This window comes from Devosia sp., assembly GCF_039927955.1.
Lineage (GTDB): Bacteria > Pseudomonadota > Alphaproteobacteria > Rhizobiales > Devosiaceae > Devosia.
Genome location: NZ_JBDSUA010000059.1, coordinates 119,890 through 142,449, shown reverse-complemented (window position 1 = coordinate 142,449; position 22,560 = coordinate 119,890). Strand labels below are relative to the sequence as shown.

Here is a 22,560-nt window from a genome sequence, read left to right as displayed (position 1 = left end):
GCAGAGCAAGGCTGCGGTCGTCGTGGCGATGACGTTTTTCCCAATGCTGGTCAACACCGTTGCCGGCCTCAATGCCAGCTCCGCCATCGAGCGCGACCTGATGCGCACCTATGCCGCCGATTACTGGCAAACTCTTATGAAGCTACGGCTTCCCGCTGCGGGCCCCTTCATATTCAACGCCCTCAAGATCAACTCGACTTTGGCCTTGATCGGCGCAATCGTAGCGGAATTCTTCGGGACGCCCATTGTGGGAATGGGCTTCCGGATATCGACAGGCGTTGGCCGGCTGGCCATCGACCTGGTTTGGGCAGAGATCGCGGTTGCCGCGGTCGCGGGGTCTGCCTTCTACGGGGTGATCGCCCTCATCGAGAGGGGCGTCACCTTCTGGCATCCGTCGGTCCGTGGTGGACGGGCGTAAGAAGACTTAACAGGGAAAAGGGACACGAGAATGAAGAAGATCGTATTGGGGATGCTGGCCGGCGCACTGGCGCTTGGTTCGACCCAGGGCTTTGCAGCCGACGCTTTGACCTTGCAGCTCAAGTGGGTCACCCAGGCCCAGTTCGCTGGCTATTATGTGGCCAAGGACAAGGGCTTTTATACCGATGAAGGCATCGACATCACCATCAAGCCGGGTGGCCCCGACGTGGCGCCGGAACAGGTGATCGCCGGCGGCGGCGCCGACGTGATCGTGGACTGGATGGGTGGCGCATTGGCTGCCCGCGAACAGGGCGTGCCACTGGTCAATATCGCCCAGCCGTTCAAGAAGTCCGGCCTGTTGATGATCTGCCCCAAGGACGGCCCGATCAAGACCGAAGCCGATTTCCCGGGCCACACGCTGGGTGTCTGGTTCTATGGCAATGAGTATCCATTCTTTGCCTGGATGAACAAGCTGGGCGTGTCGACTGCCGAAGGCGATGCCAAGGGCGTCAAGGTGCTCAAACAGAACTTCGACGTTTCGGCACTGGTCGACAAGCAGGCCGATTGCATTTCGGTGATGACCTATAACGAACTCGGCCAGGCGATCGACGCTGGGTTCACCCTCGATAAGCTGACAGTGTTCAACTACACCGAACTGGGCAACGACCTGCTTGAGGATGGACTCTACACCACCCAGGCCGAACTCGATGCCGCTGGCGGTGTCGACAAGCTGACCCGCTTCGTGCGCGCTTCGCAAAAGGGCTGGGACTACGCCATCGCCCATCCCGATGAAGCCGCCCAGATCGTTATCGATAACGACGAATCGGGTGCCCAGACGTTAGCGCATCAGCAGTATATGATGACCGAAGTTGGCAAGCTGATCGACACCAAGGACTTCTCGCTGTCGATCCCGGCCTATGACCGCACCGAAAAGGCCCTGCTTGACCAGAAGATCATCAAGGCCAAGCCGGAAGGCGCCTACATCACTGCAATCACCGATGCGCTGAAGTAAATCAGCCTCGCATTGCTGGCATTTGAAGGCGGGGGAAACCCCGCCTTTTGTTTGGGAGATTGGGGCGCGTCACCGAAGCCATCGCTCTGTACGCTTCCGACCATATGCACAAAGTTGAGGCAGGTGCCGGAACGAAATTGGTCACAACCTGTTGATTGCCCATTACGTCAATCAACAAGGGTAAACCCCAAATGAACGGCATCATTTATCTCGTCGGTCTCGTAGTCATCGTCATGGCCATCCTGTCGTTTGTGGGCGTGCACTAAGCACCGCCTCCGCGCCGACACCCCATTTCATGGAGAAATAACATGGCACTTGATGCACCAGCCGGTATTGCGGTCGTTTCGACCGGCCCGGTCAATGACGAACACGCCTCCTATGTCGATTGGCCTGCGATCATCGCCGGCATCGTTCTGGCCTCGGCGATTTCGCTGATCCTTCTGGCTTTCGGCTCGGCCCTTGGCCTGTCGTTTGCCAATTTCCGCCTCGGCACCAATGTTGCCCCGATCTGGGTGGGCATCGCCGCGGCGTCGTGGTTTTTGTGGGTGGAAGTGTCCAGCTTCATGGCTGGTGGCTATCTGACCGGTCGCCTGCGCCGCCGTTTCCATGATGCCACCGAGCACGAAAGCGATGTGCGCGATGGTGCTCATGGCCTGCTGGTCTGGGCCGGTGCTGCCATTCTGGGCACAGTCATTGCCGTGGGCGGTATCGGGGGTGCAGCAAGTGCTGTCGGTTCTGTTGCGGCCACCGCCACTCAGGCCGCATCGACCGTCGCCGGGCCGGCTGCCGCCAATGCCGATCCAAATGCCTATTTCGTCGACACCCTGTTCCGGGCCAACCAGCCGGTGGCAAATGTCGATAACAGCCAGGCGCGTGGCGAAGCGGGCCGGATTTTTGCCAATTCGGCCGTGACCGGAACTCCGCTGAGCGATGACGACAAGAGCTATCTGGCCAATGTCGTGGCCGCCAATACCGGATTGACCCCAGATGAAGCCAAGGCCCGCGTGGATCAAACGGAAACCAGCATCGCTGCAGCCCGTCAGGCCGCACTGGATGCTGCTGAAAACGCCCGCAAGACCGCGGTGATCGCCGCCTTTCTGCTTGCCGCTTCGCTGCTGGTCAGTGGCGCGGGCGCCTATTGGGCCGCATCCATGGGTGGCCGCCATCGTGACGAAGGCACCGTGTTTGCCGACGTGTTCCGGCGCTACTGAACCACGGAAAGGACAACATCATGCTACGCGGACTTGGACTCTGGCTCTTGGGTGTGCCGATCTGGCTGGTTCTGATCATCGTATTCTTCATTCACCGATAGGCGACAAAGGCGGGGGAGACCCCGCCTTTTGCTTTTTCGGCGCATTACTAAACCAGATTAGCTGCGTGATATTGAACTGAACTATCCGCCGTTTCCTCGGGCTTGACCCGAGGACCGCTATCACACAGTGCAATGCGACGGGTCGCCTTCGGGTCAAGCCCGAGGGAACTCGGTGTAGGTGGGAGCTTTGTGCCTCAATCTCAACACGTCAAAAAGCCCGCCCCATCGCTGGAGCGGGCTTCGTCAGTTCAATTCAAAATCAGTAATTGCCGGGGGGATCGCTGGCCGGGAAACTTTCGTCGATGGTTTCGTCGTCCTTGTCCCATTTCTTGGGCTTGGTGGCCTGGGCCTTGCTACCGGCGTCGCGGACCTGGACAGGAGCGTCCTTGGGGCCGACTTTTTCGCCGTTGCGCAGCGCAGCGGCGCCGCTCACCTGATCGTTTTCCTGTTCTGCACGCATGGTAAGCCTCCTTTTAGGGGTTCCACCCAATAAAACCCCTGAACCCAGCTTTGGGTTGCATGCTTTGAGTCTTGGTGCGGGTTCTGCTAAACAGCGCGCCATGACCCAGACCATCCAGACCAACACCAAAAAGCTGTTCATCAAGACCTATGGGTGCCAGATGAACGTCTATGACAGCGACCGCATGGCGGACGCGCTGGCCCCGCACGGCTATGAGCCCGTGCAGGACATGGAAATGGCCGACCTGGTGGTGCTCAACACCTGCCACATCCGCGAAAAGGCTTCGGAGAAAGTGTTTTCCGAGCTGGGCCGGTTGCGCGACATGCAGGCCGAACGCCGTGCTGGCGGCTCCGATCTGATGATTGGCGTCGCCGGTTGTGTCGCACAGGCCGAAGGCGAGGAAATCGTCCGCCGCGCCCCGGTGGTCGACATGGTGTTCGGGCCGCAGGCCTATCACAAGCTGCCCGAAATGGTCAGCCGCATCGAAAGCACAAGGCATCTGCATCAGGCGTTGCGCCAGCCGATCGTCGACACCGATTTCCCCGAGGAAGACAAGTTTGACCATCTGCCGCTGGCGCGGAAGGAAGTCACGATCAAGCGCGGGCTCACGGCGTTCCTCACCGTGCAGGAAGGCTGCGACAAGTTCTGCTCGTTCTGCGTGGTGCCCTATACCCGCGGCGCCGAAGTGTCACGCCCGGTGCGACAGGTGTTGGCCGAAGCGCGCAACCTGGCCGCTGCCGGGGTCAAGGAAATCACGCTGCTGGGCCAGAACGTCAACGCCTATCATGGGCTCGATGAGGCCGGAAACACCGTGGGCCTTGGCGCGTTGGCGTATCTGCTGGCCGAAGTGCCGGGTCTTGAACGGCTCCGCTACACCACCAGCCATCCACGCGACATGGACGATGCGCTGATCGCCGCGCATCGCGATCTCGAGATCCTGATGCCCTATCTGCACCTGCCGGTGCAGTCGGGTTCGGACAGCATTTTGAAAGCCATGAACCGCCGTCACACGCGCGACGACTACATGCGGGTGATCGAGCGGATCAAGACCGCCCGACCCGACATGGCGCTATCGGGCGATTTCATCGTCGGCTTCCCCGGCGAAACTGATCAGGATTTCGAGGACACGCTCAAGATCATCGCCGATGTCGGCTACGCCTCGGCCTATTCGTTCAAATATTCCACCCGCCCCGGCACGCCGGGCGCCAACCTCGATGGCCAGGTCGAGGAAGCGGTGAAATCCGAACGGCTGTATCGCCTGCAAGACCTGGTCAACAGCCAGACCACCACGTTCCACGCCTCCTGCGTCGGCAAGACCATGCCGGTACTGATCGAGCGCGTCGGCCGCATGCCGGGGCAGGTTGGCGGCCGTTCGCCATACCTGCAGGCCGTGCATCTGGATGGCTCGACCGATCTGATCGGCTCGATCCATCAGGTTGAGATCATCGGGACGAGTACGAATTCGCTGGTTGGTCGGCTCAAGATGGCTGTAGCCGCTTAGGGACCTCGCTGGTGTACCACTGCGCACAGTCACAATATTGCTACAGACACGGCACCCAAATCATCCTAGCCTCGTTATCGTAGTCGCGGCGCAAGCCCGCAGCCGCGCTGAGCGTGGAGCCACACCAGCTTGAGTAGGCATTTGTCACCGACATCCGATAACGCCCTCGCTTCCCAACTTGAACTCGCCTTTGAAGATAACCGCCTGGTCGCCCAGCTTTATGGGGATTTCGACCAGAACCTGGCGCTGATCGAACAGCGGCTCAAGGTTTCGGCCATTTCGCGTGGCAATCACATCATGCTCAAAGGCAGCGCCTCCGGTGTCGATCAGGCCCGGCGCGTGCTCGAATCACTCTATGGCGTGCTCGAAGAGGGCAGGCAGGTGGAAATGAGCGATGTCGACGGGATGATCCGCATGATCGAGACCGAAGACAGCCAATTAACCCTGCCGACGCTGGAAAAAAAGGGCAAGGTGCGGATGGCGCAGATCGCCACGCGCAAGTCCACCATCGTTGCCCGCACCCCGGCGCAGGACGCCTATATGCGCTCTATGGACAGAGCCGAGCTGGTGTTCGGCGTTGGCCCGGCAGGTACCGGCAAGACCTATCTGGCGGTGGCCCACGCCGCCTCGCTGCTCGAGCGCGGCGATATCAACCGCATCATTCTGTCCCGCCCCGCCGTGGAAGCCGGCGAACGCCTTGGATTCCTGCCCGGCGATATGAAGGAAAAGGTCGATCCCTATCTGCGCCCGCTCTATGACGCGCTTTACGACATGATGAAGAGCGAAAACGTCGAGCGCTGCATCACCTCGGGCATTATTGAAGTGGCGCCGCTCGCTTTCATGCGTGGCCGGACGCTCTCCAATGCCGTGGTGATACTGGACGAAGCGCAGAACACCACCTCGATGCAGATGAAGATGTTTCTGACCCGTCTGGGCGAGAACTCGAAGATGATCGTCACCGGCGATCCGACCCAGGTCGATCTGCCGCGCGGCGAAAAGTCTGGCCTGGTCGAAGCCATCAACCTGCTCGATGGCGTCGAAGGCGTGCATATTTCGCGCTTCAACGACAAGGACGTGGTGCGCCACGCTCTGGTCGGCCGCATCGTGCGAGCCTATGAAGCCGATACGGCGCGCAAGCTGGCCGACAAGGTTACCGAAGGGGTCGCACGCTAAAGCGGTCGGCGATATCGAATCGCTTTCACCCACCGGTGTCACCCCGGCGCAGGCCGGGGCCCAACTCGAGATCTCAGGATGGGTCCCGGCCTGCGCCGGGGTGACATCATGCCAGTGGCCAGACGATTGCACCAATTTTGAACGAGCTGAATGCCACCCAAACCCAAACCACCGCTGGAAATCGCCGTCATCCGCAATGACGAGGCGTGGCCTGAAAACCTTGAGGCCCGCGCCGCAGAGGCCGTGCTCGAAGCCCTCATGCAGAGCAGGGCCAGGGTCAAGGGCGCGGCTGAAATCAGCATCGTTTTGACCGACGACGCCGAGCAGCGCTACCTCAACCGCGAATGGCGCGGCAAGGATAGTTCGACCAATGTGCTGAGTTTTCCGCAGATCGAGCCGTTTGGTCCGGTGGTCGGCATTCTGGGCGATATCATTCTGGCCCGGGAAACTTTGGAGCGCGAGGCCATTGAGCAGGGCACCAGCTTTGCCGATCATTTCACCCATCTGATCGTACACGGCTTCCTGCATATTCTGGGCTACGACCATTTAACCGATGAAGAGGCCCTGCAAATGGAGAGCCTTGAGACCCAGATACTGGCCGTTCTAGGGGTCGCTGACCCCTATGCGGAGCTGCCCTGACGTAAGGCCCGTTGCGGGAGTAGGGCAAAAAAGGATAGAAAGCCGTCCTGATGACGGCATTGAGACCATGAACGACAGCGATCCGACGACGGCGCCCAAGGCGCACGATACCAATAGCGAGCCTCCTTCTAGTCCCGCCTCCGCACTGACGCGGGGGCCATCGATCTGGAACCGGCTCAAGGCCATGCTGGCATTGCGCACCGTGTCGCTGCGCGATGATCTGCAGGTGGCGCTTGACGAACAGGGCAGCGCCGAGACCGCGGATTTTTCCGAGAGCGAACGCACGATCCTGCAAAACGTGCTCAAGCTGGGCAATATCTCGGTTGCCGACGTCATGGTCGAACGCTCCGATATTCAGGCCGTGCCGGCCGATATCAGCCTTGGTGCGCTGCTTGCCCGCTTCAACCAGGCTGGCCATTCGCGCCTGCCGGTTTATGAGGATGGCCTGGACAACATCCAGGGCTTCATCCACGTCAAGGACGTATTGCAGCGGATCAGCGCGCCGAAACCGGTCGATGACCCTGCAAAGGACGTGCCGGTCCGGCTGATTTCCACGGCGCTGAAGCAGAAGATCAACAAGCTGGAGATTTTGCGGACGGCGATGTTCGTGCCGACCTCGATGCCGGTGGGCGACCTGCTGCAGCAAATGCGCGCCAGTCGCGTGCATATGGCGATCGTGGTCGACGAATATGGCGGGACCGATGGTCTGGTAACCATTGAGGACCTGCTCGAAGCGGTGGTTGGCGAGATTGAGGACGAGCATGACGAATTGGCGGCCGCGCTGATCCGCAAGGTGGGCACCGATACCTATCTGGCCGATGCCCGCGCCGAACTCTCCGACGTACAGGAAATGCTGGGTCCCGATTTTGATCCCGGCAATTATGCCGACGATGTCGATACCATTGGCGGGCTGGTGTTCGATCTGGCGGGTCACGTGCCGGCCAAGGGCGAGATCATTTCCAAGCTCGATGGCTTTGATTTCGAAGTGCTGGCCTCCGATAGCCGCCGCATCAAACGTTTGCGCATTCGCCGCAAGAAAAAGGTCGAGCCGCAATTGGCGATCACCGACCAGCGCCCGGCCGACGAAAAAGCTGCAGCGGAATAGCACAAGGCCCGAAGCGATCCGGGCCTTGTGGTTTACTCATCCTCGGTCAGCCGTCGCTGCATGCGTCGCAGATAGTGCTGCCGATCAAACGGATTGGCACCCGAGCGCTGGCGGATCGGCGGCGTGCCACTGACCGGACGATAGTGATCGAACACGCATTCCATCGTGCCCTCACCACTGGTCAGGCCTGGCAATTGCTGCTGTACACCATGCAATTGCGCCGCCGCGATCCCGCCCTCGACATGAGCAGTGGTCCCGCGCAGGTCCGAGGTGCGCAGCGTCGCCCCATACCTCCCCAGCAGTGGCAGGACTTGGCCGAGCGCCGTGCTGGGCAGGTCCAGTTCGAAATGCTGGATCGGCTCGCAGACCACCGTTCCGGCCTCCAGTAGAGCCGCCGCCAGCACCAACGGCGTCAGCTCACGGAAATCGGCGGCGCTGCTGGTGGGCGAGGTGTGCTTTGACTCGGTCATGGCCACCTGGCAATCGGTGACCTGCCAGCCAAAAATGCCCTGTTGCAGCGTGTGGCGCACCGCCTCCTCGACCCCGCGATAGAAGGCGATCGGCATCTGACCCAGATCAACCTCCAGCCGGAAGCTGACACCGGAGCCGGGTGGCATGGGATCGATACGCAGCCCGACCGTCGCCAGGTAAGGATTAGGGTCCTTGAACAGATACTCGACCGCATGCGCCGACTCAATCGGCCGCTCGACGCAGATCACTGTCGATTCCCGGAACGCGACCTCGATGCCAAAATCGGCCAGCAGCGTCTGCCCGATCACTTCCTTTTGCACCTCGCCATAAAGCGAGACAAAAATCTGTTGCTCGGCATCGTCCTTGCGCAGGTTGATCAGTGGGTCCTGCTCGGCCAGTTGTGTCAGTGCCACCCACAACGCTCCTCGATCGCTGGCGCGCTGCGGCAGCACCTGGGTTTCCAGCGTCGGCGGTGCAAAGTGATGGGCCGACAGGCCCTTTGGGGGTTCACCCACCGCGTCACCGATGCGGATATCGCCAAGACCGGAGAGCTTGGCGATAAATCCGGCAGATACCGAATCGGCAACATGGCTCTTGCCACGTTCGAAGCGCTGGATCGCCGTGACCCGGGCTTCCTCGCCATTGACCTGCACCTTGTCGCGCAGATGCACGGTGCCGCCAAACAACCGAACATAAGCGATCTTGCCGCCGGCCCAGCCGCGTTCGATCTTGAACACGGTGCCCGATAGCGGCCCGGCCGCCGGTCCAGAACTCACCGGCAGCAGCTCGGTGATCGCTGCGATCAATGGTTCCATGCCGGCGCCGGTCATCGCCGAGCCGAAAAACACCGGATGCAGCGTTCCGTGTCGGCTCTGCAGGGCCAGGGCCTGCAATAGCCGCCCAGACGTCAGGCTCGCAGCATTGGCGACATAGTCGGCCAGAATGGTGTCGTCGTGCTCGGTGAGTTGTTCGATCAGCGCCGCACGGAAGCCTTCATCATCCGCTTCGAACGCGACAAAATCCGCCGCCTTGCTACCGGTCTCGATTGGGTGCCCCATCGCCAGCACCGAAGGGGTCAACCGGGCCTTGATCGCGGCAAATACCGCATCGCACTGGGCACCACGGCGGTCGATCTTGTTGACGAAAACCAGCGTTGGAATGCCCAAGCGCTGCAATGCCCGCATCAGCACGCGGGTTTGCGCCTGCACGCCCTCGACCGCCGACACCACCAGAATGGCGCCGTCGAGCACGCTGAACACCCGCTCCACCTCGGCGATGAAATCGGGGTGGCCGGGGGTATCGATCAGATTGACCGTGGTATCGCCAACGACAAACGAGACCACTGCGGCCTTGATGGTGATGCCGCGCTGGCGCTCCAGCGCCATGGTATCGGTTTGGGTATTGCCGCCATCGACACTGCCGATGGTGTCGATCACACCGGCTTGGAATAGCAGCCGTTCGGTTAGACTGGTCTTGCCGGCGTCAACATGGGCAAGGATTCCCAGATTCAGGGTTTTCATGGGTCATCAGCTTCACAAGATTACAGGAGTGGTTTCTTGGTGAAGTTGAGCGCGCCATGGTTTGATCCTCTGGGGAACCGGTTGAACCGGGGAATACAGCACGGCCTTGCCGATCAGGCAACAGCGGGCTAGGCGGTGATCGGGCGGGACAGCAGGTGGTTGGTCAGATCCTTGAGCTGGCCGAGCAGTTCGGAATAGGGCGCCAGGGTTATGCCGCGCTGGGCATCGAGCCGGGCGAAGCGCAGCGCCGTAGCAAAGACCAGCGCTTCGGAGGCATCGATCCGGCGGCCCTCGAACACCATGGCGTCGAGCACATCGGACAGGAATGTAGCGGTTTCGGTCAGCAGATGGCGATCGACCAGACCCGCCATATCGCGCACATCGTTGGAGCAGGTGAGCAGGCGCACCAGTATTTCTGCCGACGGCTGCTGCTGGGAGGGGCCGGCCATGCGGGCGAGCAGTTCGTCCAGCGCCTCGTCCAGCCGCTTCTCGATGGTAATGCCGGTGTCTTTGAGCACGGTTTTGACAGCCTGCATGGCGTGCCGACGGTCAACGCCGCCGGGTTTGACTGCCTGACGGTGGAAGGCGGTTTCAACGCTGACCAGACGGCCGGGCGCTTCTGATTGGGTGCTAATCGTCCAACTCCATGGTTTGCGCTTCGGTATCGGCGGCACGGCGCTGGGGCAGGCCTTCGTGCCGCAAAGCGCGGAAGCGCCGGTCGGGGCCGAAATATCTGGCATCCTCCCAGAATGGACGCGGATTGCGCGCAATCCAGTTCAGCCGGTCATACAGCACCAGGGGTGAAATGGGCTTGGAGAGCACGAAGTTGGCGCCGCTATCGCGCGCCATGCCCACCGAAATGCGCCGTGCCGTGCCCATGGTGATCAGGATCGGCATCGATCGATTGGGATGGTCGGGGTTCAGCCGGATATTGCGAACATAGTCGATCCCGCCCTTGCCGGGCAGGTCGACGGCGCAGATCAGCACATCGATCTTGTGGCGCGCCAGCATGCGGTCGGCGGCTTCCGGATCGAGCGCTTCATGCACCTTGGCGGCGCCAAAACCAAACAGCAGGCCGCGAAAGAGACCGCGATAGAGATCATTCGGTTCCGCGACGAGGAAGCTGACCTTGGTCAGGTTGACAGCTGTTTTCAGCGGCTTGTCGGTCATGGGCTGCCAATATCACTCAACAGGCGGCATTTGCCGGCGCAGCTTAGTGCGGTTTCTTTGACAGTCCGTAAAGTTACGCGGTCCGCAGCCGCCGTTAAACCTGCTGGACGTGCTCGACGCCGGGCACGAAATGGCGCAGCAGGTTTTCGATGCCGTTCTTGAGCGTTGCGGTCGAAGACGGGCAACCCGAGCAGGCGCCCTGCATGTGCAGGAACACGGTGCCTTCCTTGTAGCCCTTGAAGATGATGTCGCCGCCATCCATGGCCACGGCTGGACGCACGCGGGTCGAGAGCAGTTCCTTGATCACTTCAACGGTTTCGCTATCGTCCTCGTCAAAGAATTCCTCGCCGCCATGGGCATCGGAGGCCACGACATTGCCTTCGGCAATAACCGGCTTGCCGGAGAGGAAGTGGTCCATGATCACGCCCAGGATCGCCGGCTTGATATGGGCCCAGTTGGTGTCGTCCTTGGTCACCGAAATAAAGTCGGAGCCGAGGAACACGCCGTTGACGCCCGAGATGGCAAACAGGCCCGTGGCCAGCGGCGAGGCTGCGGCGCTATCGAGGTTGCGGAAATCGCGGGGTTCGCCCAGCAGCACGTCGCGCCCCGGCAGGAACTTCAAAGTGGCCGGATTCGGGGTGGCTTCGGTCTGGATGAACATGGCAATACCGTTCGGAAACGTGTTTGGAACGCTTCTAAAATAGACCTTTCGAGTCGGTTTGCAAGGGGCTTTGGCCTCTAGCAGACGGCGATGATTTCCGCATCAGTCAGCCGGCCAGGCACGATGGTCAGCGGGATCGGCAAGGTATTGGCGCGACTGGCAAAGTGGGTAACCAGCGGGCCGGGGCTTTCCGAGGCGGTGCTAGCGGCCAGCACCAGAATGGCAATCGCGCTATCCTGATTGATCACCTGCTCGATGGCTTCCGGGCCCCGGCCTTCGCGCACCAGCGATTCTACCTTGATGTCGCCGATGGCGTTGAGCCGGGCCAGGCGCGCATCGAGATTGCGCTCGGCTTCCTCAACCGCCTCGGCGCGCAGCACATCCTCGACCCCCAGGCCAATAAACTCGGGCGGCTGCACCACGCTCATCAGCACCACGGTGCCGCCGGTGCGCTTGACGCGATAGGCGGCAAACGTCAGGGCGCGATCGCATTCGGGTGTATCGTCGATGACGACAAGGAATTTGCGCTGATATTCACTGGTGGCAACCATGCGCTTGTCCTGTGGTTAGCGGATGAACCCGACAATCTTGCGGATTTCTTCCATGTTCGGCTGGGCAATAGCGCGGGCGCGATCGGCGCCGTCACGCAGGATACGATCCATCTCGCCGCGATCGGCCACCAGGCGCTTCATTTCGCCGGCAATCGGGGCCAGAACGGTGACGGCCAGATCGGCCAATGCCGGCTTGAATGCGCCCCACCCCTTGCCGCCAAATTCGCCCAGCACCTGATCGACCGACTGGTTGGCCAGCGCGGCGTAGATACCGACAAGGTTTTCCGCCTCGGCACGGCCGGCAAGACCCGCCGCTTCGCTCGGCAGGGCCTCGGGGTCGGTCGTCGCGCGTTTAATCTTTTTGGAGATCAGGTCGGCGTCGTCCATCATGTAGATGGTGGACAGGTCCGAAGCGTCCGACTTGCTCATCTTCTTGGAGCCGTCCTTGAGCGACTTTACCCGCATTGCCGGGCCGGTGGCCAGGGTCTCGGTGATCGGGAAATAATCCTCATCGAAGCCCAGGCCTTTGATCTGCTTGCGGAAATCGTGGTTGAACTTCTTGGCGATGTCGCGGGTCAATTCCAGATGCTGACGCTGATCCTCACCCACCGGCACGCCGGTGGATTTATAGAGCAGGATGTCAGCCGCCATCAGCGATGGATAGGCGAACAGGCCCAGCGAGACATTTTCCGAGTTTTCGCCAGCCTTGTCCTTGAACTGGGTCATCCGCGCCATCCAGCCCATGCGGGCGACGCAATTGAAAATCCAGCTCAGCTCGGCGTGTTCCATCACCTGCGATTGGTTGAAAATGATCGAACGGCTGGGATCGAGCCCGGAGGCGATATAGGCCGCAGCGATTTCATAGGTCCAGCGCTTGAGGTCTTCGGGCTCCTGCCAGACGGTGATGGCGTGCATATCGACCACGCAATAAATCGTCTGATGGGTGTCCTGCAGCGGCACGAAACGCCTGATGGCGCCGAGGTAATTGCCCAGGTGCAGATCGCCAGAAGGCTTGATGCCGGAAAAGACGCGGGGAGTGAAGGCCATAGATTTAACTCTGGAAGTGGTCAGGGCTTATCGCGCACCGGACGGGGTCTGCGCAAGCGGGTGCTACCTGGAGCGGCGTAAACGGCGGAACAACAGTCCAAGCCGCTGGGTGCCGCTGACATGGATCAAGGTAAAATACAGGATCAGCCCAAATCCCACCAGCGCCCCAAGCACGCCGATCTGAACCAGGACCGGGCGGGTCGCGGCAAAATAGGACGCACCCCGTTCGCCCAGCAGATAGAGCGATCCGCCCATCAGCAGGCTGATCAGGATGATCATCAAGTGTTTGGCCCATTCGCCGGCGGTCAGGACGAAATGCCCGCGGGTGGCGAGGAAAATTGCCAGCAGGATGGCGTTGAGCCAGGCCGAAATCGAGGTGGCCACCGCAATGCCGACATAGGTCAGTGATGGGAACAGCGCAAAAGACAGCGCAATATTGGCGACCACCGAAATGCCGGCGAACACGGTTGGCGTCTTGGTGTCCTTGCGCGAAAAATAACCCGGTTGCAGCACGCGGATCAGCACATAGGCCGGCAGGCCGACAGCGAATGCCACGAGAGCGCGCGACACCGCGATGGTATCGGCTGGGGTAAACGCGCCTCGTTCGTACAGCACATGCACGATCGGGGTTGCCAGCCCAACCAGCGCCGTGGCGGCGGGCATGGAGAGCAGCATGGCGAGCAGCAGCGACTGGCTCTGGCTGCCGCGCGCCTCGGCATCGCGCCCCGCGCCGATATGGCGAGACAGCTCCGGCAAAAGCACCGTGCCGATGGCGATACCGATAATGCCCAGCGGCAATTGGTAGAGCCGATCGGCCAGACCCAGGATGGCGATGGCGCCATTCGAGCCCGAGGCGATGGTGGTGCCGACGATGATATTGATCTGGGTAATACCGCCGGTCAGGATTGCCGGAATCGCCAGAATCCAGAACCGGCGCACTTCCGGGTCGAACCGGGGCAGCCCGAGTTTTGGCACGAAATTGGCGCGGCGGATCGCCCAGTACACCAGCATCAATTGCGCAATACCGCCCAGCATGGTGGCGACGCCAACCCAGAAGGCAGTGTCAGCCGGATTATCCAGCGCGATGATCGCCAGTGGCACCAAAGCGGCGATATTGACGATATTCAGCAGGATGGGCGCGAAGGCGGCAGCAAAGAACCGGCCCAGCGTATTGAGGATCGCGCCATAGGCCGCCATCAGCGACATGCAGGCCAGGTATGGAAACATGATGCGGGTCAGAAAAACGGTCAGGTCGAACTTGGCCTTGTCATCGACAAAGCCGGGCACGAAGAACACTGTGATCTGCGGCATGAACACTTCGAACAGAACGGTGACGATCATGATCGCCACCACCAGCCAGCTCATGATCTTTGACGCTAGCAGCTTGGCTTTGTCCGGCCCGTCGCGCTCCAGTGCCGTCGAGAACATCGGCACGAACGCGGTGTTGAAGGCGCCTTCGGCAAACAGCCGACGGAACAGGTTGGGGAAGCGGAACGCGGCCGCAAAGGCATCCGCCGCCGGGCTGGTGCCGAGCACCGCCGCCATCAGCGCATCGCGGGCAAAGCCAAGAATGCGGCTGCCCAAGGTCAGCACGCCCACATTGATGAAATTGCGATAAAGGCTCATGGAAAGATCGGTGGGGGCTGCTCCACCCCCTCCCCATTGATGGGGAAGGCTGGGAGGGGGTGATGGGAGCCACAGAACCGCGGCGTCCTATCCATTTGAAACCTTCGCTTCAATCACCTTGGGATGAAACACCGCCAGCAGCGCATCGTGAATCTTACGCTGGCGCTGCTTGCTGGCGATTTTCTGGCCGGTCAGGTCGGTGACATAGAATACGTCGACGGCCTTTTCGCCATAGGTGCCGATATGGGCCGAGCCGATGGTGAGATTGAGATCGGAAATCTCGCGGGTCAGCGAGTGCAGCAGGCCGGTGCGGTCGAGGCCTGAAACCTCGATGACGGTGAATTTTTCCGACAGGTTATTGGACACCACCACCTCAGCGGGCAGCGTGAAGGGCTTAAGCCGTTTGTTGTGGCGGCTTTCCTTGCCAACATCGATCATGATCTGCCGTTTACCCTGCAGCAATTGCTTGACCGTTTCGATGATGCGGGTGGCGCGGACCTTTTCGTCTTCATCCGACACAAAGGCGCGGCGCAGCCGGAACGTGTCGATGGCGCGGCCGTCGCGGCTCGAAAAAATCTGTGCCCCGATGATCGAGGCCTCGCTCATGGTGCAGGCGCCGGCAATCAGCGACAGCAGCCGCGGATGGTCGGGCGTATAGAACGAAACCTCGGTAATGCCTTCGAATGCCTTGACCCGGATCGAACCCGCAAACGGCTGGCCTCCCATATCGGCGACCCGGATCATGCGGGCGTGCTCGATCTGCAATTCCGGCTCGGCCCGCAGCCAGTAATGGTCGTAATGGCGGGCGGTGTAGGTTTGGATATCGGCTGGCGGCCAACCATCGAGGGCCGCCGTCAAGACGTTCTTGGCCTCGCCGATCCGGTCAGACTGGGTGACCTGCGAATGGCCGCCCGAGAGCAGCGGCTCGGTGGCGTAATAGAGCGCCCGCAGCAGGCTGCCCTTCCAGCCGGTCCAGACGCCCGGACCTACGGCGCGGATGTCGCAGGCGGTCAGGATCATCAGCAGCGCCAGCCGTTGCGGGGATTGCACCACATCGGCAAAGGCCTTTGCGGTTTCCGGATCCTGGATATCGCGGGCCTGCGCCACTTCGCTCATCAGCAAATGGTACTGGATCAGCCAGGCGACGGTGTCGGTTTCAGCGGGTGACAGGCCCAGTCGCGGGCACATCTTGCGGGCAATCCGCGCCCCGGCGATCGAATGGTCTTCCGGGCGGCCCTTGGCGATATCGTGCAGGAACAGCGCCACATAAAGCAGCCGCGTATCGTTGAGTTGCGGCAGCAGCTCATGAGTCAGCGGCAATTCCTTGCGCAGCCCGCCATTGGCGATTTCGGCCATGACGCCGACGGCGCGGATCAGATGCTCGTCCACAGTATAGTGGTGGTACATGTTGAACTGCATCAGCGCGACGATCTTGCCGAATTCAGGCACGAACTTGCCCAGAACGCCGCTCTCGTTCATCTGGCGCAGAATACGCTCGACCGATTGCGGCGCGGTCAGAATGGTCAGGAAGTGGCTGTTGGCCTTGGCGTCATTGCGCAGATCGGCATTAATCAGGTGCAGCGAGCGGGTGATTTCCTTGATTGCGTCGGGGTGAAACAGCAGTTCCTCCCGCCCGGCGACGAGGAACATGCGGATCAGATTGACCGGATCAGTTTCAAACACATCGGGCCGGGCAATATTGAGCCGGCCCGTATCAAGAATGAAATCGGTTTCGCCACGGATTTTGGATTTACCGGAACGGAACGGGGCAAACACCCTTCCAACCAGATCCATGTCCTTGGCGTGGTTGAATTCGAGCGAAGCGCAGAAGATGCGGGTCAGGTCGCCGACATCCTTGGCGACGAGGAAATAGCGCTTCATGAAGCGCTCGACGCCCAGCATGCCCAGCCGTTTGGCAAAGCCGAGCCGTTCGGCCATTTCAGGCTGCACGTCAAAGGTCAGCTTTTCCTCGGCGCGGCCGGTGAGGAAATGCAGGTTGCAGCGCACCGCCCACAAAAATTCCTCGGCGCGCTGGAACAGCCGGTATTCATGCGGGCTCAGCACACCCTTGCCGATCAGCTCATGGCTGGTCTTGACCTGGTAGAAATATTTGCCGATCCAGAACAGGGTATTGAGGTCGCGTAAGCCCCCCTTTCCGTCCTTGATATTGGGCTCGACGACGTAGCGGGTATTGCCCATCTGCTTGTGGCGTTCGTCGCGCTCGGCCATTTTGGCGGCGATGAATTCAGGCCCGGTCTTGGGCATGATTTCGGTTTCAAAGCGCCGGACCAGATTGTCGAACAGGCGCCTGTCGCCAGTGAGGAACCGCGCTTCCAGCGTGGCGGTGCGCACCGTCATGTCGGAGCGGGCCATGCGCAGGCACTCATCGACCGAGCGAACGGCATGACCGACCTTCTGGCCAAGGTCCCACAGCATATAGAGGATATATTCGGTAACCTGCTCGCCCCACGGCGTCTGCTTGTAGGGCAGGATGAACAGCAGATCGATATCGGAACCCGGCGCCAGCGTGCCGCGACCATAGCCGCCGACTGCCGACAACGCGATGGTTTCGGCGCCCGAGGGATTGTCGACCGGATAGACCCGGCGGGTGGCAAACATGTGTACCGCGGAAATGATCTCGTCCTCGGCATTGCACAGGTTCTGGGCGCAGCGGATACCCTTGCCGGTCAAGCGCAATTCGGCTTCGGCGCCCTTGCGGGCCTCGGACAGGGTCTGGCGGAAATGGGCAAGCGCAATGGAGCGCGCCGCAGCACTCTTGGGCGCTTCGCTGCCGATCAGGGCATCGATGTCCGCAAGGATCGTTTCTGCGGGTTTGAGGACAAACAGCGATTTTCGCGGTTTGACGTCAGCTTCGGCGAGCGGCATCGCGGATTTTCTTTAACTCATAAACCAGCTCGATCGCGTCCCTCGGGGTCATTTCGTCGGGGCGGATGGCGTCGAGCCTTTCGTACACTGGGTTAATCTCGGCCCTTGCCGGGGCCGGCTGGTGCGCAAACAGCGGCAAATCGTCTAGCACGGCGGCCACGCGACCGGAAGAGCTTGTACCGGTTGAGCGCTGTTCCAAAATCGACAGCACTTGGTGCGCGCGCGCCAGCACGGGTTCCGGCAGGCCGGCCAGCTTGGCCACCTGAATGCCGTAGGACCGATCGGCAGCGCCGTTCCCCACTTCATGCAGGAACACCACTTCACCTTCCCACTCTCGCACCTTCATGGTGACATTGGATACCCGGCTCAAGGTTTTTTGAAGCGACGTCAGTTCATGGAAATGGGTGGCAAACAGGGCGCGACAGCCTGTGGTTTCGTGCAAAGCCTCAACCGCGGCCCAGGCGATGGACAGGCCATCGAAGGTTGCCGTGCCGCGGCCGATTTCATCGAGGATCACCAGCGATTTTCGCGTGGCGCGATTGAGGATGGCGGCGGTTTCTACCATTTCGACCATGAAGGTGGAGCGGCCATGGGCGATATCGTCCGAAGCGCCGACGCGGGAGAACACCCGATCGATGACGCCGATATGGGCTGAAGCAGCGGGTACGAAACTGCCCATCTGTGCCAGAATGGCGATCAGCGCATTTTGCCGCAGGAAGGTGGACTTACCGCCCATATTCGGACCGGTCACCAACCACAGGCGACCGCCGCCTATAGCATCGGAACCGGAGAGATCGGCATCATTGGCGACAAAGCTGTGGCCTTCGGCGGCGACCATTTCCTCGACCACCGGATGGCGGCCGCCTTCGATGGCAAAGGCCAGCGAGGTATCGATCACCGGACGGCAATAGTTGCGGGTGGCGGCAAGATGGGCCAGCGCCGCCGTCACATCGAGTTCGGCCAGTGCGTCGGCGATGGTGCGTAGTATATCGGTGCGCGCGGTGACCTCGGCGCAAAGCCTGGCGAAAATCCTGCCTTCGATTTCCAACGCCGCCTCTGAGGCGCGAGCGATACGGCCTTCAAGGTCGGCCAGTTCGGCGGTGGTGAACCGCATCGCATTGGCCAGCGTCTGGCGGTGGATGAACGCCTGCCGATGCGGCTCCTCCAGTAGCTTTCCGCCATGGGCCGCAGGCACTTCGACGAAATAGCCCAGCACGCCGTTGTGGCGGATCTTGAGCGAGCGGACGTCGGTTTCCTCGATCAGCCGCGCCTGCAAGGCGGCGACCACCATGCGGGTTTCGTTGGCCAGCGCCCGTTCGGCATCGAGGTCGACGTCATAGCCCTTGCGGACAAAACCGCCATCGCGGGCCAGCAGCGGCGGCTCATCATCGAGCGCGGCACCAAGTTCGGAGGCCAGCGCGATCGGCGCATTGGCCAGTGATGTGGCGATGGTGGCCAGAACTGGCGGCAGATCGGCAATGCCATCAAAGCGCTGCGCCAGTGCCCGCGCCGCACTCACGGCAAGGCCAATGGCGTTGAGATCGCGCGGACCGCCCCGTTCCAGCGCCAGCCGGGTCAGGGCCCGGGCGAGGTCCGGCGCGGACTTTAGATCGGCGCGCAGGCGGCCGGTCAGCATGGTGTCGTTAGCAAGCAAGCCAACCGCATCAAGCCGGTCATGGATTGGCGAGGCATCGCACAATGGCGCGGCCAGCCGTTGCGCCAGCAGCCGCGAGCCAGGCGGGGTTACCGTCAGATCGACGGCGCTGCGCAGCGAACCGCGTGCATTGCCGCGCTGGGTCAGCAGCAGTTCGAGCGAGGCGCGCGTCGCCTGATCGATGGCCATGTGCTGGGTCGCGCCCTCAGGCAATGGCGCGCGCAAGACTGGCGCCTTGCCCTTCTGACTTTCCAGCACGTAGGCCACCAGCGCTCCGAGCGCCGAACGGGCAGCACGCGACCACGCCGTCGGATCGACATCATCGCCGCCAAAGGTCGCGCGCAGGCGCAGCGTCGCCTGTTCGCTGTCAAACGCCTGCGCCTCGACGATCGACAGCACCGAAACCAGATTAGGCGGCAACAGATGCCGCTCGACCAGCAGCGATCGCGTCGCGTCGGTCAGCAGCAGTTCGGCCGGATCGATGCGGGCCAACTCGTCCTGCAGGGCATTGGCCGGCAGATCGAGTACCTGGGTTTCCCCGGTTGAAATATCGGCCCAGGCCAGCGCAAAATCGGTGTCGCCATGTTTGACGGTGGCCAAAGCTGCCAGATAGTTGGCGGCCCGCGCATCGAGATGATCATCCTCGGTCAGCGTGCCTGGCGTGATCAGCCGCACCACATCGCGTTTGACCACCGACTTGGCGCCCCGCTTCTTGGCTTCTTTGGGGTCTTCAACCTGTTCGCAGATGGCGACGCGATGGCCCAGCTTGATCAGCTTGTTGAGGTAATCGTTGGCGGCATGGATCGGCACGCCGCACATGCGGATATCCTGGCCCAGATGCTTGCCGCGCTTGGTCAGAACGATGCCCAGTGCGGCGCTGGCGATTTCGGCGTCCTCGAAGAACAGCTCGTAAAAATCGCCCATGCGATAGAACAGCAGATAGCCGGGGTTGACCGCCTTGATCTCGAAATACTGTGCCATCATTGGCGTCAGCGCCGCGAGCGAGGGCTCATCGGCGGGGGGATCGTAAGGCGTCTGGTCCATTGGCTGAGGGCTATCCTTGAAGACGGCGCCACGCTAGGGCAGATGTTAAGGAGTGACAACCGGGCAGGGGGCTTGTCCACTATGGCAAAAGGACACCCGCCATGATTCGGCCCCTGACACTGCAAGACGAGGCCGCATGGCGCGAGCTGTGGCGAAAGTATCTGGTGTTTTACAAGGCCGAGCAGCCTGAGGCGGTGTACGCCGCCAACTGGGCGAGGCTGCACGATCCGGCCGAGCCAATGTGGGGCGCACTGGCGGTGCAGGATGGGCAGGCCGTCGGGCTGGTCAACTGGGTTTATCAGCGCACGTTCTGGTCAACTTCTGACGTGTGTTATCTGCAGGACCTCTACGTCGCCGAAGCCGGACGGGGGCAGGGTCATGGTCGTGCGCTGATCGATTATTGCACGGCGCGGGCAACCGAAGATGGCGCCCATCGGGTGCAGTGGATGACGCACGAAACCAATACCACTGCGCAAGCGCTTTACGACAAGGTCGCGCAGCGGTCGGGCTTCATTCAATACCGCAAGGCGGTGGTCACGATCACTGGTTGAACGAGCCTTACGGCAAACCCAGGCTAGACTTCGTAGCGATCACTCGGATCACGCTCCGGGCGGTAGACGAAATCGCCGAAATCGGCCGGCAGCGCCGTCCCGTTCAAATCCGACGCGGCGACGCCGACAAAGGCGCCGGTGAAATTGGAATGTTCGCCGCCGGCACCTTCATCGGAGATCAGCGACGCATCGAGCACCGGGCCGACGTTCTGCCAGGCCGCATCGCCCAGCGCGTAGAAAAACTGCAGGGCCTTGCCGCGCACGCTGAGCTTGAGCCGAATTGCGCCAGTCTGGGGCAGCGCGACTGGCGCTGCCGGCCATTCGATGCGGCCATCATCACGCCCCGGCACTGAAAAGATCAGCAGTTCGCGCTTGCCATCGGAATGTGCGGTGACGGCCAGATAGTAGAACGCCGTGCGGTTGTAATACGCAGTCAACCCGGCAAACTGGCGCTCGTCCACCGGGGTGAAATCGAGTGTGGTTTCGGCATCGAAGGAAAAGTGCGTCCAGCGGCGGGCGACCAGCGCCTGCTCGAACCATGAGCCAATCGATTCACGGCCATAGAGACGCAATGCGCCGGGTTTGGCAGTGAGCGAATAGATGCGCTCGGGTTCCGGCGTGCGCAGCCACTGGAAATCCTTGTCCAGAACACCGTCAAAGCCATAGCGCCGCTCGGCCCAATAGGCGGTCTCGTCGCGTGTACCCGGCACCTCGACCTTGAGCGAGGGCACCGGACCATGTTTCACGTGAATCCAGTCGTCATCGCGCCATTCCGCTTCCTGAATGGCGGTTTCGCGGCCCAGCACGCAGCGGCGTTCCTGGCCAATGGGACGGCCAGTCAGATGCACCAGATAGGTTTTGCCTTCAGGGGTTTCGACCAGATCGCCATGGCCCGAACGCTGCAAGGCGTTGAACGGGGCTGCGCCTGCGGTCAGGATGTGCTGGTCGGGATGGGTTTCGTACGGCCCGTCGAGACTGCGCGAGCGGGCGAAGGTTACCGCATGGTCATAGCCGGTGCCGCCTTCGGCGGTCAGCAGGTAGTACCACGGCGTGCCATCGACGCCGTTGCGCTTATGGAGGTGTGGACCTTCGACCAGCTTGAGATCGGTACCCTGATAGATATTCTTGACCGGGCCGACCAGCCTGCCTGCCTTGGGATCGAACTCCTGCAGCGCAATGCCGGCAAACAGCAGCGGCCGGACGCGATGATCCCAGATCATGTTGACGAACCATTTGCGGCCATCGTCATCATGGAACAGCGATGGGTCAAAGCCCGAGGAATTCATGTAGATCGGGTCGGACCATGGCCCTTCGATCGAGGGCGCGGTGACGATGTAATTGTGCGCGTCCTTGAATGAGCCTTCCTTGCGCTTGACGTCGGTATAGACCAGCCAGAACTGTTCGCCGTCATGGCTGAGGCAGGGCGCCCAGACGCCACAGCTGTCGGGATCGCCCCGCATGTCGAGCTGACTGGCGCGGGTGAGTGGCCGGGTCACCAATTCCCAGTTGGCCAGATCCCTCGAGTGATGAATCTGTACGCCCGGAAACCACTCGAAGGTCGAGGTGGCAATGTAATAATCATCGCCGACCCGCAGGATCGAGGGATCTGGATTGAAACCGGGCAGGATGGGATTGGTGATCTGGGGCATGGGGTCTCACGGTCGTCATCCTTCTCCCCTTGTGGGAGAAGGTGTCGGCGCAGCCGACGGATGAGGGGTCAGCGATGACGGAGGAACCCCTCACCCGCCCAGAGCCTGCCC

The 22,560-nt window shown here is 61.4% G+C and carries 19 protein-coding genes; 8 read left to right on the top strand and 11 right to left on the bottom strand.

Features of this window, described 5'->3' with window-relative positions:
* The 3 genes from ABIT12_RS15070 to ABIT12_RS15060 form a co-directional block, all read left to right on the top strand.
* Positions 1-418: ABC transporter permease subunit (locus tag ABIT12_RS15070; protein ID WP_348041189.1), on the top strand; the 418-nt coding region annotated here is incomplete at its 5' end.
* A gap of 30 nt (positions 419-448) precedes the next feature.
* On the top strand, positions 449-1,429 hold the full coding sequence (locus ABIT12_RS15065) for an ABC transporter substrate-binding protein (protein WP_348041187.1): 981 nt from the start codon (positions 449-451) through the stop codon (positions 1,427-1,429).
* Positions 1,430-1,737: 308 nt separating this feature from the next.
* The gene (locus ABIT12_RS15060; RefSeq protein ID WP_348041185.1) at positions 1,738-2,640 is read left to right on the top strand and encodes a hypothetical protein; all 903 of its coding nucleotides are present in this window, start codon (positions 1,738-1,740) and stop codon (positions 2,638-2,640) included.
* A gap of 360 nt (positions 2,641-3,000) precedes the next feature.
* On the opposite strand, the gene ABIT12_RS15055 is transcribed toward ABIT12_RS15060, so the two are convergent.
* A complete protein-coding gene (locus ABIT12_RS15055; protein WP_348041183.1) occupies positions 3,001-3,201 on the bottom strand; it encodes a hypothetical protein in 201 nt (66 codons plus the stop codon).
* A 100-nt stretch (positions 3,202-3,301) separates the two neighbouring features.
* Between ABIT12_RS15055 and miaB the strand changes: the two genes are divergently transcribed.
* From miaB to ABIT12_RS15035, 4 genes are all read left to right on the top strand, one after another.
* On the top strand, positions 3,302-4,702 hold the full coding sequence (gene miaB, locus ABIT12_RS15050) for a tRNA (N6-isopentenyl adenosine(37)-C2)-methylthiotransferase MiaB (RefSeq protein WP_348041181.1): 1,401 nt from the start codon (positions 3,302-3,304) through the stop codon (positions 4,700-4,702).
* Positions 4,703-4,843: 141 nt separating this feature from the next.
* Positions 4,844-5,875 (top strand): PhoH family protein, encoded by a 1,032-nt coding sequence (locus tag ABIT12_RS15045; protein ID WP_348041179.1) that lies wholly within the window; start codon positions 4,844-4,846, stop codon positions 5,873-5,875.
* A gap of 150 nt (positions 5,876-6,025) precedes the next feature.
* On the top strand, positions 6,026-6,514 hold the full coding sequence (ybeY, locus tag ABIT12_RS15040; RefSeq protein WP_348041177.1) for an rRNA maturation RNase YbeY: 489 nt from the start codon (positions 6,026-6,028) through the stop codon (positions 6,512-6,514).
* A 67-nt stretch (positions 6,515-6,581) separates the two neighbouring features.
* On the top strand, positions 6,582-7,619 hold the full coding sequence (locus ABIT12_RS15035; protein WP_348041175.1) for a hemolysin family protein: 1,038 nt from the start codon (positions 6,582-6,584) through the stop codon (positions 7,617-7,619).
* Positions 7,620-7,651: 32 nt separating this feature from the next.
* Here ABIT12_RS15035 and ABIT12_RS15030 read toward each other — a convergent pair whose 3' ends face one another.
* The 9 genes from ABIT12_RS15030 to mutS form a co-directional block, all read right to left on the bottom strand.
* Positions 7,652-9,610: a translation factor GTPase family protein gene (locus ABIT12_RS15030; RefSeq protein ID WP_348041173.1), complete on the bottom strand. Its 1,959-nt coding sequence runs from the start codon at positions 9,608-9,610 to the stop codon at positions 7,652-7,654.
* 128 nt (positions 9,611-9,738) lie between these two features.
* Positions 9,739-10,146, bottom strand: a complete 408-nt coding sequence (locus ABIT12_RS15025; protein ID WP_348041171.1) for a hypothetical protein — start codon at positions 10,144-10,146, stop codon at positions 9,739-9,741.
* Positions 10,147-10,240: 94 nt separating this feature from the next.
* A complete protein-coding gene (locus ABIT12_RS15020) occupies positions 10,241-10,780 on the bottom strand; it encodes a response regulator (protein ID WP_348041169.1) in 540 nt (179 codons plus the stop codon).
* Positions 10,781-10,874: 94 nt separating this feature from the next.
* Positions 10,875-11,441 carry a NifU family protein gene (locus ABIT12_RS15015; protein ID WP_348041167.1) on the bottom strand — a complete coding sequence of 189 codons (567 nt, stop codon included), beginning with the start codon at positions 11,439-11,441 and terminating at the stop codon, positions 10,875-10,877.
* A gap of 77 nt (positions 11,442-11,518) precedes the next feature.
* The gene (locus ABIT12_RS15010; protein ID WP_348041165.1) at positions 11,519-11,992 is read right to left on the bottom strand and encodes a universal stress protein; all 474 of its coding nucleotides are present in this window, start codon (positions 11,990-11,992) and stop codon (positions 11,519-11,521) included.
* Between the two features lie 15 nt (positions 11,993-12,007).
* A complete protein-coding gene (gene trpS, locus ABIT12_RS15005; RefSeq protein ID WP_348041163.1) occupies positions 12,008-13,039 on the bottom strand; it encodes a tryptophan--tRNA ligase in 1,032 nt (343 codons plus the stop codon).
* 63 nt (positions 13,040-13,102) lie between these two features.
* Positions 13,103-14,665 carry a murein biosynthesis integral membrane protein MurJ gene (gene murJ / locus ABIT12_RS15000; protein ID WP_348041161.1) on the bottom strand — a complete coding sequence of 521 codons (1,563 nt, stop codon included), beginning with the start codon at positions 14,663-14,665 and terminating at the stop codon, positions 13,103-13,105.
* A gap of 87 nt (positions 14,666-14,752) precedes the next feature.
* Positions 14,753-17,551 carry a [protein-PII] uridylyltransferase gene (locus ABIT12_RS14995; protein WP_348041159.1) on the bottom strand — a complete coding sequence of 933 codons (2,799 nt, stop codon included), beginning with the start codon at positions 17,549-17,551 and terminating at the stop codon, positions 14,753-14,755.
* A complete protein-coding gene (gene mutS, locus ABIT12_RS14990) occupies positions 17,532-20,249 on the bottom strand; it encodes a DNA mismatch repair protein MutS (RefSeq protein ID WP_348041157.1) in 2,718 nt (905 codons plus the stop codon). The genes ABIT12_RS14995 and mutS overlap by 20 nt, the downstream gene beginning before the upstream one ends.
* Positions 20,250-20,350: 101 nt before the next feature.
* Here mutS and ABIT12_RS14985 point away from each other — a divergent pair, with 101 nt between their 5' ends.
* Positions 20,351-20,800 carry a GNAT family N-acetyltransferase gene (locus ABIT12_RS14985; RefSeq protein ID WP_348041155.1) on the top strand — a complete coding sequence of 150 codons (450 nt, stop codon included), beginning with the start codon at positions 20,351-20,353 and terminating at the stop codon, positions 20,798-20,800.
* Between the two features lie 23 nt (positions 20,801-20,823).
* Here ABIT12_RS14985 and ABIT12_RS14980 read toward each other — a convergent pair whose 3' ends face one another.
* Positions 20,824-22,449, bottom strand: coding sequence for a glycoside hydrolase family 43 protein (locus ABIT12_RS14980; protein ID WP_348041153.1), 1,626 nt, complete (start codon positions 22,447-22,449; stop codon positions 20,824-20,826).
* Between the last annotated feature and the right edge of the window lie 111 nt (positions 22,450-22,560).

What these genes read in the sequence shown, in the direction of transcription:
- ybeY (WP_348041177.1), top strand. Translation starts at nt 6,026, where the DNA reads ATGCCACCCAAACCCAAACCACCGCTGGAAATCGCCGTCATCCGCAAT.
- ABIT12_RS14995 (WP_348041159.1), bottom strand. Translation starts at nt 17,551, where the DNA reads ATGCCGCTCGCCGAAGCTGACGTCAAACCGCGAAAATCGCTGTTTGTC.
- miaB (WP_348041181.1), top strand. Translation starts at nt 3,302, where the DNA reads ATGACCCAGACCATCCAGACCAACACCAAAAAGCTGTTCATCAAGACC.
- ABIT12_RS15055 (WP_348041183.1), bottom strand. Translation starts at nt 3,201, where the DNA reads ATGCGTGCAGAACAGGAAAACGATCAGGTGAGCGGCGCCGCTGCGCTG.
- ABIT12_RS14985 (WP_348041155.1), top strand. Translation starts at nt 20,351, where the DNA reads ATGATTCGGCCCCTGACACTGCAAGACGAGGCCGCATGGCGCGAGCTG.
- ABIT12_RS15035 (WP_348041175.1), top strand. Translation starts at nt 6,582, where the DNA reads ATGAACGACAGCGATCCGACGACGGCGCCCAAGGCGCACGATACCAAT.
- ABIT12_RS15010 (WP_348041165.1), bottom strand. Translation starts at nt 11,992, where the DNA reads ATGGTTGCCACCAGTGAATATCAGCGCAAATTCCTTGTCGTCATCGAC.
- mutS (WP_348041157.1), bottom strand. Translation starts at nt 20,249, where the DNA reads ATGGACCAGACGCCTTACGATCCCCCCGCCGATGAGCCCTCGCTCGCG.
- trpS (WP_348041163.1), bottom strand. Translation starts at nt 13,039, where the DNA reads ATGGCCTTCACTCCCCGCGTCTTTTCCGGCATCAAGCCTTCTGGCGAT.
- murJ (WP_348041161.1), bottom strand. Translation starts at nt 14,665, where the DNA reads ATGAGCCTTTATCGCAATTTCATCAATGTGGGCGTGCTGACCTTGGGC.
- ABIT12_RS15060 (WP_348041185.1), top strand. Translation starts at nt 1,738, where the DNA reads ATGGCACTTGATGCACCAGCCGGTATTGCGGTCGTTTCGACCGGCCCG.
- ABIT12_RS15015 (WP_348041167.1), bottom strand. Translation starts at nt 11,441, where the DNA reads ATGTTCATCCAGACCGAAGCCACCCCGAATCCGGCCACTTTGAAGTTC.
- ABIT12_RS15030 (WP_348041173.1), bottom strand. Translation starts at nt 9,610, where the DNA reads ATGAAAACCCTGAATCTGGGAATCCTTGCCCATGTTGACGCCGGCAAG.
- ABIT12_RS15065 (WP_348041187.1), top strand. Translation starts at nt 449, where the DNA reads ATGAAGAAGATCGTATTGGGGATGCTGGCCGGCGCACTGGCGCTTGGT.
- ABIT12_RS14980 (WP_348041153.1), bottom strand. Translation starts at nt 22,449, where the DNA reads ATGCCCCAGATCACCAATCCCATCCTGCCCGGTTTCAATCCAGATCCC.
- ABIT12_RS15025 (WP_348041171.1), bottom strand. Translation starts at nt 10,146, where the DNA reads ATGCAGGCTGTCAAAACCGTGCTCAAAGACACCGGCATTACCATCGAG.
- ABIT12_RS15020 (WP_348041169.1), bottom strand. Translation starts at nt 10,780, where the DNA reads ATGACCGACAAGCCGCTGAAAACAGCTGTCAACCTGACCAAGGTCAGC.